The sequence below is a fragment of the Rhodanobacter sp. FW106-PBR-R2A-2-24 genome (assembly GCF_058789615.1).
Map to the genome: position 1 here is coordinate 3,241,035 of NZ_JBYTBV010000002.1, position 14,719 is coordinate 3,255,753.

The 14,719-nt window shown below is 68.7% G+C and carries 17 protein-coding genes; 1 reads left to right on the forward strand and 16 read right to left on the reverse strand.

What is annotated here, in order from left to right; translation table 11 throughout:
* Window positions 1-10 precede the first annotated feature (10 nt).
* Window positions 11-934 carry a 2-dehydropantoate 2-reductase gene (panE, locus tag AC3WQA_RS15900; protein ID WP_492676004.1) on the forward strand — a complete coding sequence of 308 codons (924 nt, stop codon included), beginning with the start codon at window positions 11-13 and terminating at the stop codon, window positions 932-934.
* 188 nt (window positions 935-1,122) lie between these two features.
* Here the strand turns inward: panE and AC3WQA_RS15905 are convergent, their stop codons facing one another.
* The 16 genes from AC3WQA_RS15905 to AC3WQA_RS15980 all read right to left on the reverse strand — a co-directional run bounded on the left by AC3WQA_RS15905 (window position 1,123) and on the right by AC3WQA_RS15980 (window position 14,502).
* Window positions 1,123-1,563, reverse strand: a complete 441-nt coding sequence (locus tag AC3WQA_RS15905) for an excinuclease (protein WP_492676005.1) — start codon at window positions 1,561-1,563, stop codon at window positions 1,123-1,125.
* 37 nt (window positions 1,564-1,600) lie between these two features.
* A complete protein-coding gene (gene fabG, locus AC3WQA_RS15910) occupies window positions 1,601-2,329 on the reverse strand; it encodes a 3-oxoacyl-ACP reductase FabG (protein ID WP_492676006.1) in 729 nt (242 codons plus the stop codon).
* The gene (locus AC3WQA_RS15915; protein WP_492676007.1) at window positions 2,326-2,778 is read right to left on the reverse strand and encodes a hotdog family protein; all 453 of its coding nucleotides are present in this window, start codon (window positions 2,776-2,778) and stop codon (window positions 2,326-2,328) included. The genes fabG and AC3WQA_RS15915 overlap by 4 nt, the downstream gene beginning before the upstream one ends.
* Complete coding sequence (locus AC3WQA_RS15920) at window positions 2,775-3,953, reverse strand: beta-ketoacyl-ACP synthase (protein WP_492676008.1); 1,179 nt, start codon at window positions 3,951-3,953, stop codon at window positions 2,775-2,777. Before AC3WQA_RS15920 ends, AC3WQA_RS15915 begins: the two co-directional genes overlap by 4 nt.
* The gene (locus AC3WQA_RS15925; protein ID WP_492676009.1) at window positions 3,950-4,663 is read right to left on the reverse strand and encodes a class I SAM-dependent methyltransferase; all 714 of its coding nucleotides are present in this window, start codon (window positions 4,661-4,663) and stop codon (window positions 3,950-3,952) included. The genes AC3WQA_RS15920 and AC3WQA_RS15925 overlap by 4 nt, the downstream gene beginning before the upstream one ends.
* Window positions 4,664-4,790: 127 nt before the next feature.
* Entirely contained in the window at window positions 4,791-5,246 is a 456-nt protein-coding gene (locus AC3WQA_RS15930; RefSeq protein WP_492676010.1) for an acyl-CoA thioesterase, read from the reverse strand.
* Entirely contained in the window at window positions 5,236-6,171 is a 936-nt protein-coding gene (locus AC3WQA_RS15935; RefSeq protein WP_492676011.1) for a lysophospholipid acyltransferase family protein, read from the reverse strand. Before AC3WQA_RS15935 ends, AC3WQA_RS15930 begins: the two co-directional genes overlap by 11 nt.
* Window positions 6,168-6,527: a 3-hydroxyacyl-ACP dehydratase FabZ family protein gene (locus tag AC3WQA_RS15940; RefSeq protein WP_492676012.1), complete on the reverse strand. Its 360-nt coding sequence runs from the start codon at window positions 6,525-6,527 to the stop codon at window positions 6,168-6,170. The genes AC3WQA_RS15935 and AC3WQA_RS15940 overlap by 4 nt, the downstream gene beginning before the upstream one ends.
* A complete protein-coding gene (locus tag AC3WQA_RS15945) occupies window positions 6,524-7,069 on the reverse strand; it encodes a COG4648 family protein (RefSeq protein ID WP_492676013.1) in 546 nt (181 codons plus the stop codon). Before AC3WQA_RS15945 ends, AC3WQA_RS15940 begins: the two co-directional genes overlap by 4 nt.
* Before the next feature lie 103 nt (window positions 7,070-7,172).
* Window positions 7,173-7,916 (reverse strand): beta-ketoacyl synthase chain length factor, encoded by a 744-nt coding sequence (locus AC3WQA_RS15950; RefSeq protein WP_492676014.1) that lies wholly within the window; start codon window positions 7,914-7,916, stop codon window positions 7,173-7,175.
* Window positions 7,917-8,157: 241 nt separating this feature from the next.
* Window positions 8,158-8,979: a CsgG/HfaB family protein gene (locus tag AC3WQA_RS15955; RefSeq protein ID WP_492676015.1), complete on the reverse strand. Its 822-nt coding sequence runs from the start codon at window positions 8,977-8,979 to the stop codon at window positions 8,158-8,160.
* A gap of 126 nt (window positions 8,980-9,105) precedes the next feature.
* On the reverse strand, window positions 9,106-11,484 hold the full coding sequence (locus tag AC3WQA_RS15960) for an MMPL family transporter (protein ID WP_492676016.1): 2,379 nt from the start codon (window positions 11,482-11,484) through the stop codon (window positions 9,106-9,108).
* On the reverse strand, window positions 11,481-12,092 hold the full coding sequence (locus AC3WQA_RS15965) for a LolA family protein (RefSeq protein ID WP_492676017.1): 612 nt from the start codon (window positions 12,090-12,092) through the stop codon (window positions 11,481-11,483). Before AC3WQA_RS15965 ends, AC3WQA_RS15960 begins: the two co-directional genes overlap by 4 nt.
* A complete protein-coding gene (locus tag AC3WQA_RS15970; RefSeq protein ID WP_492676018.1) occupies window positions 12,080-12,853 on the reverse strand; it encodes a glycosyltransferase family 2 protein in 774 nt (257 codons plus the stop codon). Before AC3WQA_RS15970 ends, AC3WQA_RS15965 begins: the two co-directional genes overlap by 13 nt.
* A gap of 11 nt (window positions 12,854-12,864) precedes the next feature.
* On the reverse strand, window positions 12,865-13,134 hold the full coding sequence (locus tag AC3WQA_RS15975) for an acyl carrier protein (protein ID WP_492676019.1): 270 nt from the start codon (window positions 13,132-13,134) through the stop codon (window positions 12,865-12,867).
* A gap of 264 nt (window positions 13,135-13,398) precedes the next feature.
* Window positions 13,399-14,502, reverse strand: coding sequence for a Glu/Leu/Phe/Val dehydrogenase dimerization domain-containing protein (locus AC3WQA_RS15980; protein ID WP_492676020.1), 1,104 nt, complete (start codon window positions 14,500-14,502; stop codon window positions 13,399-13,401).
* Window positions 14,503-14,719: the final 217 nt, after the last annotated feature.

Sequence of the window (14,719 nt, forward strand, 5' to 3'; positions counted from 1 at the left end):
AGCACGAAGCATGCGGATTCTGGTCGTGGGGGCCGGCGCCACTGGCGGCTATTTCGGCGGGCGCCTGCTCGAGGCGGGGCGCGACGTCACTTTTCTGGTGCGCGAGCGGCGCGCGGAGCAACTTGCGCGGCATGGGCTGCGCATCCACAGCGCCTGCGGCGATGCCGTCATCGAAGCGCCGCCCACGCTCACGGCCGGCGCCTTGCGCGAGCCGTTCGATCTGGTGCTGTTGAGCTGCAAGGCCTGGGATCTGCCGCAGGCGATCGCCGACGTGGCGCCGGCGGTGGGCGAACACACCGCCGTGTTGCCGGTGCTCAACGGCATGCGTCAGCTCGATCTGCTCGACGCGCGCTTCGGTGCGGCGCGCGTGCTGGGGGGCATGTGCTCCATCGCGGCCACGCTGGACGACGAGGGCGGCATCCGGCATCTGAACACCATGCACACCCTGTGCTTCGGCGAACGTGACGGCAGCGCCTCGGCGCGCTTCGAGGCCATCGCGGCGACGATGGCCTGCGGCCGCTTCGACGACCGTGCCAGCACGCATGTGCTGCAGGACATGTGGGACAAGTGGTTTTTCCTCGCCAGCCTCGCCGGCATCACCTGTCTGCTGCGCGCGGCGGTGGGCGATATCGTGGCCGCGCCGGGCGGGAGCGAGGCGGCGCTGGCCCTGCTGGAGGAGTGCCGCCGCACGGCGGCAGCCTGCGGCCGGGAGCCTTCAGCCAAGGCGCTGCAGCGGGCCAGCGCGATGCTGACCGAAGCGGGATCGACGCTGAGCGCCTCGATGCTGCGCGATCTCGAACGCGGCGGCCGGGTGGAAGCCGACCACGTGATCGGCGACCTGCTCGAGCGCGCGCAGGCGCATGGCGTGGCGACGCCGCTGCTGCGCCTGGCCTACACGCACCTGAAGGCCTACGAGGTGCGATCGGCCGCCTGAGCGGCCGATGCGATCCACGGATGGATCGCACGCGGGTCAAACACATTGGGTTTGACCCGCGCAGCCCGGCCCGGCGTCATCAGGTTCGGCGAGCCCGCAAAGGGCAGGCCACCCTTTGCGGGCATGGGTAACGTCGCGGTTGCTCTTTTGGAGGCGGGCGCGGACGCCACCTCGGCCCCAGCGCAACCTCAGGGCATCTTGGCGAACTTGGCCCGCAGCGACACGCCCGACATCAGGAAGCCCACGTGGCATTCGTAGTTCTGGCTGTCGCTGTATCTGCTGCCGTTCCAGTCGCCGCTGATGTCGATGACGGCGTTGGCGCCGGCCCGCTTGGCGTCGTCCTGCAGGGCGATCAGCGCCGACTGCATCGCCCAGTCGCAGGTGACCTGGTCTTTCTTGCCGAAGGCGTTGGTCTTGCGCGTGATGTCCACGTTGTCGTTGACCACGGTGAGCTGGCCGGCGGGCGTGGTGCCGGCGAGGTAGAACTTCACGTTGCCATCCAGTTTGCCGCTGGCGGTGGCGGCCTTCACCGCGTTGTCGAAGGGCAGGTGCACCACCTTGTCGGCAGCGTGGCTGGCGACCGGCGCGGCGGCGAGCAGGGCGGCGAGGGTGAGGGTTTTGGCGTGCATGCGGTGCGACTCCTGTGGGTGGGTGGAACGGGATGAATCAGCACAACCCGCCGTTGACGGCGAGCACCTGGCGGGTGATGTAGCTGGCTTCGGCGCTCATCAGGAAGGCCACCGCGGCGGCGACTTCCTCCGGCGTGCCGGCGCGCTGCGCGGGGATGGCCTTCAGGATCTCCTCCACCGGCACGTCCTCGTGCAGCATCTCGGTGTCGATCAAGCCTGGCGCCACGCAGTTCACGGTGATCCGGCGCTTGGCCAACTCCACGGCGAGCGCCTTGGCGGCGCCGATCAGGCCGGCTTTGGAGGCGCTGTAGTTGACCTGGCCACGGTTGCCGATGAGGCCGGAAACCGACGTGATGGCAACGATGCGGCCGGGCGCGCGGCGGCGGATCATCGGCATCATCAGCGGGTGCAGCACGTTGTAGAAGCCGTCCAGATTGGTGGTGAGCACGCTGTCCCAGTCGTCGTCGGAGAGCGCGGGGAAGGCGCCGTCGCGGGTGAGGCCGGCGCTCAGCACCACGCCATAGGGTGCACCGTGTGCTTCGAGGTCGGCTGCCAGCGCGGCGCGGCAGGCGGCGCGGTCGGCGATGTCGAATTGCAGCACGCGGGCGGCGCGGCCCAGGGCTTCGATCTCGACGCGCACCGCCTCGGCCTCGCCGCGTTTCGCCCGGCAGTGCAGGACGAGGTCGTGGCCGGCCTGCGCCAGGCGCAGGGCGATGGCGCGGCCGATGCCGCGGCTGGAGCCGGTGACGAGGATGGTGTCGGTCATGGGGCGGTATCCGGCTGGAACAGGGGGCTGGCGTCGAGTGGGCTGAACACTGTGAGTTTGGCCTCGGCGAGGACGCATTGACCCTCGATGCGGCAGGCGAACACGCCCATGCCGGTCGCGTCGCTGAATTCGCGGCGCGCCTCGACCACCAGCTCGCTGCCGGGTGCGAACGCGGCCACGTTGCATGCGTACTGGCGCGTGCCAAGCAGGAAGCCCAACCGAACCGGCTCGCCGCTGGCCTTGGCCTGGCAACCGGCCCAGGCGGCGATGGCCTGCGCCATCAGCTCCACCCCAGCCCAGGCGGGCAGTTGGCCGTCGGCGTCGTGGAACAGGCCGCGTGAGGGCACGCGCAGGCCGCAGCGCACGTGCTCGGGGCCGTGTTCCAGCACGGTGTCGAGTAGGATCATCGCGCCCGCGTGGGGGATCAGTTCGGCGATGGGCCAGCTCATGGCGCATCCCCCAGGATCAGGCAGGCGTTGTTGCCGCCGAAGGCGAAGGAACTGCTCATCAGGTGGCGCGGTCGTCCGCTGGGCAGGCGCGTGCCCGCCTCGACGAAGCGCAGGGTTGGGAGTGTCGGGTCGAGTGCGCCGCCATCCCGCTGCGGAGGAAGGCGGCCATCGATCAGGCTGAGCCAGCAGAACGCGGCCTCCAGCGCGCCGGCGGCGGCCAGCGTGTGGCCGGTGAGCGCCTTGGTGGAGGAGCACGCCACGCCTGCCGGGAATACGGCGGCCACGGCCAGTGCTTCCATGGCGTCGTTGTGCGTGGTGGCGGTGCCGTGCAGGTTGAGATAGTCGATCTGCGCGGGGGCGAGGCCAGCATCGCGCAGCGCGTCCCGTATCGCGGCGATGGCGCCGAGGCCTTCGGGGTCGGGCGCGGACATATGGTGGGCGTCGGAGCTGGCGCCCGTGCCTTCGAGCACCACCGGGCCGGGTTCGCGCGTCAGCAGGAACAGCGCGGCGGCCTCGCCGATGTTGATGCCGGAACGGTCAGCGGCGAACGGGCGGCAGGGCGCGGCGTCCATCGCGCCCAGCGCGTGGAAGCCGTTCAGCGGCAGCCGCGCCAGCGCGTCCACGCCGCCGCAGAGCACGGCGTCGCACAACCCGCTGTCCAGCAGCCGTCGTGCGCTGATGAGCGCGCGTGCACCCGCGGTGCAGGCGGTGGAGATGGTGTAGCAGGGGCCGGCCAGGTTCAGCCAGTCAGCAAGGCACTCGGCAGGGCCGGCCAGCTCCTGCTGGGCATAGCGGTAATCGGCGGGCCAGTCGCCGTCACGACGATACGCGGCCAGACCGGCGGTGGCTTCCTCGATGCCGCCGGTGCTGCTGCCGATCACCACGCCGATGCGTTTCGTGCCATGCCTGGCGATGGCCGTCTGGACGTCCGCATGGATTTCCTGCGCGGCGGCCAGCAGCAGCCGGTTGCAGCGGTTGTCGCAGTTCGCGGCGAGGGCGGAGGGGATGGCCGGCAGCGGCGTGCGCACCGCGCCGACCGGCGGCGCGACGCCAGGAATCCAGCCGGCCTCGGCGCGCAAGGCGGCAGCGCCGGCGAACAGCGCAGCGGCCACGGCAGCCTTGCCGGCGCCCAGCGGGCAGATCACGCCCAGCGCGTGGAGATAGGCGGCGCTCATGCGGGTTTGCGCGCCACCACATTCACCAGGGTTTCCTCACGCTGGCCGGGCGGCGGCGGTGCGCGCAGGCCCCAGCGTTCGAGCAGGCCGAAGTCCCTGGCGCGGCTCCACCACAGGTAGGGCAGGGAGACGTTCGCCTCGTCGAAGGCGAAGCCTTGCGCGCGCAGCATGGCGAGGTATTCGGGGGCGCTCTTCTGCACGTGCATGGGATGGCGGAAAAACCAGCGGATCACCCAGCTGTCGATATAGGCCTTGGTGAATTCGGCGAACAGCAGGGTGCCGCCGGGTTTCAGCACGCGCCAGAATTCGGCCAGCGCATTTTCCTGCTCCACCAGGTGGTGGAAGACCTGGTGGCAGAACAGCGTATCCACGCTGGCGTCGGGCAGCTCGATGCGGGCGCAGTCGCCAGCGATCAGCTCGGCGGCGATGCCTTCGCGCCGTGCTTCGGCGCGCGAGAGTTCGAGGCTGTACGGGTCGGCATCCAGCCCGATCAGCCGCGCCGGTGCGAAGGCATCGATCAGCAGGCGGAACGAGCGGCCCTGGCCGCAGCCGACGTCGAGCAGCACGCCGCCGCGCGGCGTGGGCTCGCCGGCGATGCGCTTCAGGTCGTTGATCGCCACGCGCAACACGTGGTGCTGCCAGGTGTAGGTGGCGAGGAAGCGGAAGCCGAGGCGGGTTTCAGCGACGTAGGTGGGGCTGGCGTAGGTCATAGTGGATTCTTCAAGTCACCGTTCGCGCTGAGCGTAGCTTGCGTCAGCAAGTGGAGTCGAAGCGCTGCCGGAATGGCCCTTCGACTCTGGCGCTACGTGCCTACGCTCAGGGCGAACGGGGTGCCAGTCACGTGGCGTGGAGTGTTGGGGGAGTCGTTGACGCAATACATTTTTCCACCGCCTCGACGAAGCACACCGGCGACACCAGCTGCATCGTGCCATCGGCCAGGCTTACCGCCACTTGCACGGTGCTGCCCAGGGTGAGGCGATCGCCGCGGTCGGTGTCGTGCACCTGGTAGTGGATCTTCAGCCGGTTCTGCCATTCCACCAGGTCGGCGCGTACCGTGATGCGCTGGCCGAAGCGCGCCGGGCGGGCGTAGCGCAGTTGCAGGTCGATCACCGGCCAAGCGTAGCCGGCGGCCTTCATCTGCGTGTAGTTGTGATCGATGCGGTCGAGCAGGGCGCAGCGCGCCACTTCCAGATATTTCACGTAGTGGCCGTGCCACACCACGTGCAGGCTGTCCACGTCGAAGAACGGCACCACCAGCTCGACAGCCACCTGCAACACGCCTTTAGCGCGCATCGTCGGCCTCCCAGTAGGGGTAGAAATTGAACCACTGCCGCGGTGCCAGCAGGCACCACTGCGCGAGGCGTGCGGCGTAGCGCTGTGCCCAGTCGGCGATCACCTTCTCGCGCTGGCCACGTGGCCAGGCGGGGGTGTCGAGGAAACGCTCCAGATGGATTTCGTAGCGGCCGGCGCGCTTGACGCAGCACATCAGGTTCACCGGACAGGCCAGCAGGCCGGCCAGCAGCCATGGCCCTTGCGCGAAGGGTGCGGGGCGGCCCAGGAAATCCACCACCACGCGGCGGCCTTCCTGCAGCGGCACGCGGTCGCCGGCCATCGCCAGCCATTCGCCGCGTTCCAGCCGTTGTGACAAATCGAGCATCAGCGCGGCATCCAGCGCGTCCACCTGGATCAGCCGCAGGCGCTGTTCGCCGGCTTCGCCCAGCAGGCGATTGAGATGCGTCACGTGGCGGGTGTGCACCAGCACGTTGAGCGGCACCTGCTCGCCCAGCTCGGCCAGCGCACGGCACACGTCGAGGTTGCCCAGGTGCGTGCCCACCAGCAATTGACCACGACCCTTGCCGTGCAATTGCGGACGCACGCCATGCGGGTCGAGCACCTGCACTTCATCCAGACGCAGGGCGCCGCGCCACACGTCGAGACGATCCAGCATGCAGTCGGCGTAGGCCATGAACTGGGCGAACACGCGGCGGCTGGTGGGGCGCAGTTCGGCACGGCCGCTCCACGCCGCCAGGCGCGCCTGGTAGTCGTGGATGCTGCGCCGCGCGCGCCGGCCGGTGAGGAAGAAATACAGCACGATCAGGTGCAGCAGCGGCGACAGCAGGCGGCGCCCGCAGCGGCGTACCAGCCAGGCGGTGAAGCGCATCAGCAGCAGGTTGCCGCGTTCGCGCTGGGTCGCCCAGTGGGCAGTGGTCGCGTTCACGCCGGCGGCTCCAGCACGAGACGGCCGGAGGAACAGGCGAGCTCGCCCTGGGCATAGGCGAAGTGCAGCTTGCCGCGCGCACGATCCAGCCGCAGCGTGAGCGTCACGCGATCGCCCGGTTGCAGCAGGCGCTGGAATTTCAGCGCCTCCATCGTGCGGCAAGGGATGGGCGTGCCCAGATGCTCGGCGGCCAGTTGCAGCGCCCAGCCGACCTGCGCGGCGCCGGGCAGCACGGGTGCGCGCGGGAAGTGGCCGGGGAAGTAGGCGAGTTCCGCCGGCACGCGGAGCTGCAGCGAGCACTGCTCGCCGTCGCACTGCACGCCGAGCACCTCGGGCCGGGTCGGTCGCGCGCTCATGCCCGCGCCCGCAGTCGCTTGCGCAGCAGCCATTCGCCGACGAACAGCGGGCCCATGATGAAATACACGAGGAGGCCGTTGTACAGCGTCCACCAGGCCAGCGGCGCCCACAGCGTGAGTGCCGCCGACATGCCGGCGTTGAACACGAAGAAGCCCACCCACACCCAGGTGACCTTGCGCGTGTAGGGGATGGCGGCCGGCGGCAGATCCGGCTCGCGCGCGCGGGCGATGCGCTCCACCAGCGGCGGACCGATGATCAGGCTGAGCCCGAAGGTGAACAGCAGGAACAGGCTGATGAGGGTCGGATACCAGCGCAGCAGGGCGGATTCGCCGCTCACCGCGAGCAGGGCGCAGTAGGCCAGCGCCACCCCCAGCATCCAGCGTCCACCGGGCTCGCGCCACAGGAAGGGCGCGCGCAGCAGCCACGCCGCGGCCAGCGCCAGCGCGAACAGCGGCGGCGGTACGGTTTCCATGCCGAAGTAGACCAGGAACGGATAGGCGATCCCGATCAGCGACAGCAGCACATTGGTCAGCCCGCGCATGTGGCCGGCCGGCTGGCGACGTAGGCGGCGCTAGTGCTCTTTCGGCGCAGTACGCCGATATCGGGTTGGGCGCTTGTGGGCTCGGGTGCAGCGCGCTTGGCGGTCATGGCACATCGGCTCCATGGTTGCGTTGCCATTGCCATCGACGTGACTTGCAGGTGTGTTGGATGGTGTTGTCGCCCGTGAGCAGAGCACGAAGGAAATCCAATGCATGCGGCAGCGCGCAGGATGGGGCATCTTCGTCGTTGCGAGCGAGCTGCAGTTGCCAGTCGGGCGCCTCGCTGCGCGCGAGGCGCAGCGCCAGCGCGTAGGAGAACAGCACGTCGGCGATCCACGGCGCGTAGGCGGGCGGCGGCAGCTCCTCGGCCACCACCACCAGCGCGGCGGGCGCGCCGGCCTGCAGTTGCAGCGCGCCTTCCAGCACGGCGTGCTCGAAGCTGTCGGCTTCGCCAGCGATGGCGGTGGACTCGCCGTGTTGGCCGCGCAGGATCGACCATTGCCCCGCTATCGCGTTGTGTACCGACAGACCGAAGGATGTGGGCGATAGCGACAAACCATCGGTGATGTCGGATAAGAGCGCCAGCGTACGCGACGTCTCGCCATGGTGCGAGCCGAACACGAAGGGAAGTTGTTCGCTTTCGCCACATAGCGGCCACGCGGTCTGCATCGTCATACGTGCCAAGCGGCTCAGGCGACGGCGCTGCATGGCGGGAAGGAAGGCACAGGCTGGTTGTGCCATGCCATCGTCGGCCACTTTGTGTGGCGATTGCGCCCATGCCCGCCAGTCTTCTGGAGTTTCCAGTTTTGGTGCCCAGGCGCGCCAGCCGTCGAGGCGGAACGCGATCACCGTTCCCCCTTTTCGAGGCGAAAGCGTGCGATAGCGGGCGGTGCCGGAAAGCGGGGGGTGTGCAGATGGGGCGAACAGGTGGCGGGCAACGCTAACGGAGTTGGCCTGCGCATGCGGGTGTCATATGGCGACGGGCACGCGCATGTTACATGTAGGGGGTGAAAAATGTCGTGCTGTCAGGCGAAGGAAGCCCGGACGACAGGTCGCCGGGCTTTGGGTGTGGCGTATAGGTGTAAGTCGGTCAGTTCGACCCTTGCACTTTCAGTGAGCCGCCCGTGCCCGGACCGCCGTCGATGTGCTGGGCCTTGTAGTTGCGCACGGACTTGACCAAGTTGTTGTACGAATCGACGAAGGCGGCAACGACCACCTTGCCTTGCGCCGTGTTGGTGTACGCACCCAGTCCTCCCGCGGCAGTACCGCCGAAGAGAGCGCCGAAGCCACCGAAATCGATGTTCTTCGCGCTGCCCGAGGCAGCGGCCACCTGGACGCCGGAGCGGTTGTCGTCGAGGATCAGCATGGTACTTGCCGACTTGGAGTGCATGCCGCCGGCAGCAGCACCGGCCACCAGACCGCCTACACCGGGGATAAGTCCGGCCAGCGCTGCTGCGCCGCCGCCTGCATTGCTGTTGGAGAAGGTCACCGACGGCACGAGGGTGTAGTCGGCTGCCACCATCTGGCCCTTGTGGTAGTCGGAGTTCTGGCGCAGCTCGCCGGATTGCTGCAGCTGACGCTCCTGCATGGCCGCATTGAGGCCGGCGCCGCGGTCGACCACCATGAAGCAGTTGGATTGCTGGATGATGAGGCGCAGCACCGGTGCGGTGCCGGGGAGCTGGTATTGGGTAGTGAGAATGTAATACCAGTTGTCCTGGGTGTGCTCGTCGAGCGCGATCGTACCTAGCGGTGATGCACAATGTTCGAGTTGAGTGTTGGCGTTCTGCGAACTGGCGCCGGCAGCGCTGCCAGTGGCCACCGTGTTGTCGCCACCCATTTGCATGGTGGCGCAAGCGGAGATCGTCAGCGGAAGCAGCGCCAGGGTTGCCAGGCGCGAGAGTTTCTGTTTCATGAACGGTTCCTTGTACATTAAGTTGATGAACGAAAGACACGAAAGGGCGCAGGTACCCGGTGCTTTGGTTTTCCCCTTCATTGGGCGCACATGCCGGCACCGCCGGAAGGCGGAGCCAGTCTATCGTCATTCGCTTCGGGCTTGCAGCGCTTGATCCGGGTCAGGATAACGGCTGGCCGGAACCAGCAACGCGGTGAACGCGATCCCCAGCAACAACGTCAGTCCGAAATCCCGCAGCGCAGGCAGCGAAGAAAGCGACAAGAGACCGAACGACAACAGCGCGGTGAGCGCCGAAAGCAGCACGCTGGCGTACATCGCGCCCGGCTTATCGGCGGTATGCGGCTCGCCCTCATGCAGGAACACCGCGTAATTCGCGCCCACGCCCAGTACCAGCATCAGCGCCATCCAGTGGAACAGCGTCAGCGCCTGACCCAGGTAACCCAGCGCGGCGAGGGTGAGCGCGATGCCCAGCACCGGCGGCGCCAGCACGCGTGGCGCACGGCGCCAGCCATAGCGCCAGCCGAACACCGGCACGACCAGCAGTATCGCTGCGAGCAACCACGCGCTGGCGTAGCCGCGGTAGCGACCGAACAGCGCCGACACGCTGGCGGGTTTGTCCACCAGCTCGACGCCGGACAGGCCCTGCGCCGCGTGGGCAAGCACGCCGTCGCCGGCCTCGCCCTGCGGCAGTACCAACGAGGCGCAGCCTTGCTTGGTACAACCCATCCACAGTGGACGGAAGGGCGTGGCGAGCGGCGTCTTCAACCAGGCGTCGAGTGGCAGCGGCGTGCCCGGCCAGGCGGCGAGGTACGTGGTGATGGCCTCGGTGCGGAAGCCCGCGTCGGCCAGGGTCTGGCGCAAGCGTGCGGGGGCGTCGAACAGCTTCGCCAGCAAGGCGTGATCGCGCGCCTGCCGCGCCGGTGATGGCACCATGCCGGCCAGTCCCAGCCAGCCTTCCAGCTGGCCGCCGTCGACCAGGTCTTGCAGGCGCGTATCGAGGGCTTCCTCGTGCTGCAGGGTTTGATCGATGTCCTTGCCTTGTACCAGGAAGAACTGGCTGGCGTTGCCCACGCCGGTGATGTCCCGGATCTGCGTTTCTTGTGCGGTGAGCGCGGCGGGTTGGGCGATCAGCTGGTGCACATCGTCGTCCGCGCGCAGGTGCCGCCAGCCGGGCAGGGCGATCAGCAGCAGTACGGCGGCGAGCAGCGCCCCGCGCCAGCCGCGCGTGGGCCGGGCCAGCGCGAGCTGCAGGCGGTGCGCGCCGTGCACCAGGGCGGAAGTCATCGGCCGGGACGGTCGCTGCAGCAGTGCGGGCAGCAGCCAGAACACGCTGGCGCATGCCGCCGCCATGCCGGTGACGGCGAACACCGCCATCTGGCGCAGCGCAGGGAAGGGCACCAGGCCCAGCAGTGCGTAGCCCAGCAGCGAAGTGGCCAGCGCCAGCAGCAAGGCGGCGCGCACCTGGCGCAAGCCCTTGTCGGCCTGCCACGCGCGGCCGGCATTGGCGCGCGCGGTGAGGTACTGGATCGAGTAGTCCACCGCCTCGCCCAGCAGCGCCGCACCGAACACGAGCGTAAGCAGGTAGATCTGGCCGAACACCAGCAGGCTCACCGTGGTGGCCGCGATCACGCCTACCGCGGTGGAGAGGAAGGCCAGGAGCAGCGGCCCCGGTGAGCGGAACACGCCCAGCAGCAGCAGGGCGATGCCGATGGTCGAGATCCAGCCGACCTTGTGCACGTCGCGTTCGGCGCCGGCGCGGGCGGCGGCGGCGTAGAACACCGCGCCGGTGCGCAGCAGCCGGGTGCTGGGATAGTCGTGCGCGACCTGGCGCTCGGCCTGTGCCAGCGCGGCCAGCGCACGGTGCTGGATGGCGTCGTCGTAGGCGGAGCCAGCCAGCGTAGCGGTGACCAGCACGTAGCTGGTGTCGCCCTGGTGCGTCACCAGCAGGTCGTCTTCCGGCAGTAGCGGCGAGCGGCTCCACGGCTGCTGGCCCAGCCAGTGCTGCAGCCAGCCGAAGGGATCGTCGGCCAGCGACACGCCCACGTCGGCGACCAAGGGTTCGCTCAGCCGCTGCGCCAGCGCCTTGGCCGCATCGAAACCGGGCCGTGCCAGCGCGGCGCGGTCGGCGCCGGTGAGCAGCCAGTCGCGATGGGCGAGGTAGGGCACCAGCATCTGGGAGAGGTCGAACGGCGGCAACTCGGCGGTGACGCGGTCGAACGCCGGGCTCTTCGCCAGGGTGTTGCCCAGCGCGCGGGCGGCGTTCTTGGCGCGCGCGTCGTCGGTGTTTTCCACCAGCAGCACCATGCGGTCGCCGTTGGCGTGGGCGAGGCGTTCCACGGCCGCCTCGGCCAGCGGGTTCTGTTCGGTGGCCGGCAGCATGGCCAGGAGGTCGGTCTGGATCGGCAGCTTGCCGCGGCCGAACAGCAACCAGGCGCCGAGCAGCGCCACCAGCACGGTGGCGACGGCGAACAGGCCGGCACGCAGCTTGAGCGGGGCCGGTGTCATGGTGCCCCGAGCGCGTGTTTTTCCAGTGCGTCCAGCGCGGCGGCGTCGCGGGTGTTGCTGAAGCGGATCGTGGTGCGTGCGCCGCCCTGCATGACGATGCTGATGCCTTGCAGATAGCCGTCGCCATCGAGCGTGATGCTGCCCAGGACGCGCGCCATGCGCTCCTGTTTGGGCACGAAGCGCAGTGTCCAGCGTGCGCGCGTGCCGCTGGCTTCCACCTTGAACTGGCGCAGCGCCTCGTCGAGGTGGCCCCCCAGCATGCCCTGCAGCATTTGCGACACCTGGCTCACGCCGCGCTCGCTGCGCACGCGCTGCAGGCGGCCGTCCGTATCGATGCGCGCGGTATGGCTGCCGGTGAGCGCCAGCGTTTCGGGATAGGGCGTGAGGGTTTGCCACAACATGCCGTGGCCGAGCACGAACAGCAGCCGGCCACGGCTCTGCTGTGGCTTGGCCAGTGCGGGATTTTCGCGCACCTGGCTGAATTCGGCGCGCACGGCCTGATGCTTGCCCAGCTCGGCCAGCACGTTCTGCAGCAGGGTGTCGTTGCCCTGCGCGGAGGCCAGCGGCGTGACCAGGCAAAGCAGGAGCAGGACGATCAGACGGCGCATGCGTCGTCTCCGCGGAAATGGCGCCGCACGAGGCGCGGCAGCCGGGGCAGCATGCCCAGCAACAGCCGCGTGTGCATCGCGCTGATGCGCAGGTTGTCGCGCAGCAGGCGGAAATGGGACAGGCCGTGCGCGGGGTAGGTCACCCGCGTGGGCAGGTTCACCACCGGCAGGCCGCGCCAGACCAGGCGCACGGCGATGGCGGTGTCGAAATCCATGCGCGCGGGCGGTGGCCTGTGTTCGATCTCGGCGCAGGTGGCGGCCAGCGGATAGAGGCGGTAGCCGCACATGGAATCGCGGATCGCCAGCGACAGGGTCTCCAGCCACACGCAGACGTGGGTGACATAGCGGCCGAGCAGGCGCCCACGCGGCACGCTGGCGTCGTAGATCGGCGCACCGCAAATCAGCGCTTCGGGCCGCGCGCGCGCGGCGGCGAGGAAGCGTGGCGCGTCGGCGGTGTCGTGCTGGCCGTCGGCATCGATTTGCAGTGCGTGGCTGTAACCGGCCTCGCGCGCGGCGAGCAGGCCGACCGTGAGCGCGCGGCCCTTGCCCTGGTTGTGCGGCAGGCGCAGCAGCTGCACCTCGTCGGTGTCGCGCGCCAGCGCATCGAGCACGGCGCGCGTGGCTGCGTCGCTGCCGTCGTCCACGATCATTACCGGCAGGCCGTGCGCGCGCAGCGCCTGCACGGTGGCCACGATGGTGCTGCCGTGGTTGTAGATCGGGATCAGCGCGCAGGCGTCGAGGCGGCCTTGGGCGTCCGGCATGGCGTGGCGGCTCAGCGGGCGAGCAGACCGCGCACGGTGGCTACCACATCGCCCACGCTGCGCACGTTCTTGAAGTCTTCCGGCTTGATGCGCATGCCGGTCATTTCCTGCACCTGGATCGCCAGATCCACCGCATCGATGCTGTCCAGGCCGAGATCGGTGAACAGCTGGGCGCCCGGCACCACGTGCGCCGGTTCGATCTCGAAGGTGTCGTGCAACACCTCGCGCAAGCGCTCGAGGATGTCTGCGTCGTTGATGCCGGTTGCCAGCAGGGTGCTCATGTCTGTACTGCTCTCGTTGATCCATTCGTGTCGTGGAGCCTTCCGGGGCGGGCGTTCCGCGCGAGTCTGCGGCGGCGCTGCGGGAGCGCTTGCCTGGATGGGCTCGACGACGCCGGCCCGCGTCCCCCTGTGGAACGAATGCTGAACGGGCATCAGCGGGGCATTGTAGCAGAGCCCGGTCGCCCTCCCGGCCCTGACTTTCAGCAGGGCGGCAAACGAAAGGCCGCCTCGCGGCGGCCCCTCGCGCGTTTCGTGCGGGGTGGCTTACTGCCCGCGCATGCGGCCCTGGAAACGCGGGCCGTGGCTGCCCATGTGCGGCAGCTTGATCTTGCCAATCGAGGTGATGCGTTCCTCGGCGAGGCGATCGGCGGCCTTGTAGGTGGGCACGTTCTGGGTCTTGCTGATCTCGTAGATGCGGCCCAGGTTGTAGTAGATGGTGCGCATCATGCGCATGGCGCGCTCGCGGTTGTAGCCGTCGATCTCCAACGACACGTTCATCACGCCGCCCGCGTTCACCGCGTAATCGGGCGCGTACAGCACGCCGCGACGGGTCAGCTCGTCACCGATGGCGTCGGTGGCCAGCTGGTTGTTGGCCGGGCCGCAGATGATCTTGGCCTTGATGCGGTCGATGGTCTGCTCGTTCACCGTGCCGCCCAGCGCGCAGGGCGAGTAGACGTCGGCGTCGACGTCGTAGATCTCGTCCAGGCCCACTGCCTCGCAGCCCAGTTCGTCCACGCAGCGCTGCACGGCATCCTTGTTGATGTCGGTGACGAATACCTTGGCACCCTGCTCGCGCAGCAGCTTGATGAACTCGCCGCCGACGTGGCCGCAGCCCTGCACGGCGTAGCTGTACTTGCCCACGTCCTCGTTGCCATGCTTGAACTGCAGCGTGGCCATCAGACCCTGCAGGGTGCCGTAGGCAGTGAACGGCGAGGGGTCGCCCGAGCCGCCGTGGACTTGGTGCACGCCGGTGACGTATTCGGTTTCGCGGAACACGTACTCCATGTCGTTGACGTCGATGCCGACGTCCTCGGCGGTGATGTAGCGGCCGTTGAGCGAGTTGACGAAGCGGCCGAACGCGCGGAACAGCGCCTCGGACTTGTCCTTGGAGGGATCGCCGATGATCACCGCCTTGCCGCCGCCCAGGTTCAGGCCGGCCACCGCGTTCTTGAACGTCATGCCACGCGACAGGCGCAGCACGTCGTTCACCGCCTCCTGTTCGGTCTTGTACGGCCACATGCGCAGGCCACCCAGCGCGGGGCCCAGCACCGTGTTGTGGACCGCGATGATGGCTTTCAGGCCGGCGTCCTGGTTGTGGCAGAACACGACTTCCTCGTGCCCCGTGTTGGCGATGGTTTCGAAGATCATGGGAACAGCGACTCCGTGGAGGGGTGCCCGCAGGCATCCAGGGGTGGCGGCATCAGGCGATGGGCGCCGGAACGATCAAGCAAGCCGCGCATTCTAGTACGCCATTCCGGCTTGCCGTGTCGCGTCGCAACAAGGGCGAGGCGGACTTGTAAACCTGAATGAAAGATAAATAAATCAGGGTGGCGTGCCTGTCTTTCCTTTGTCCTTGCGCACTGGG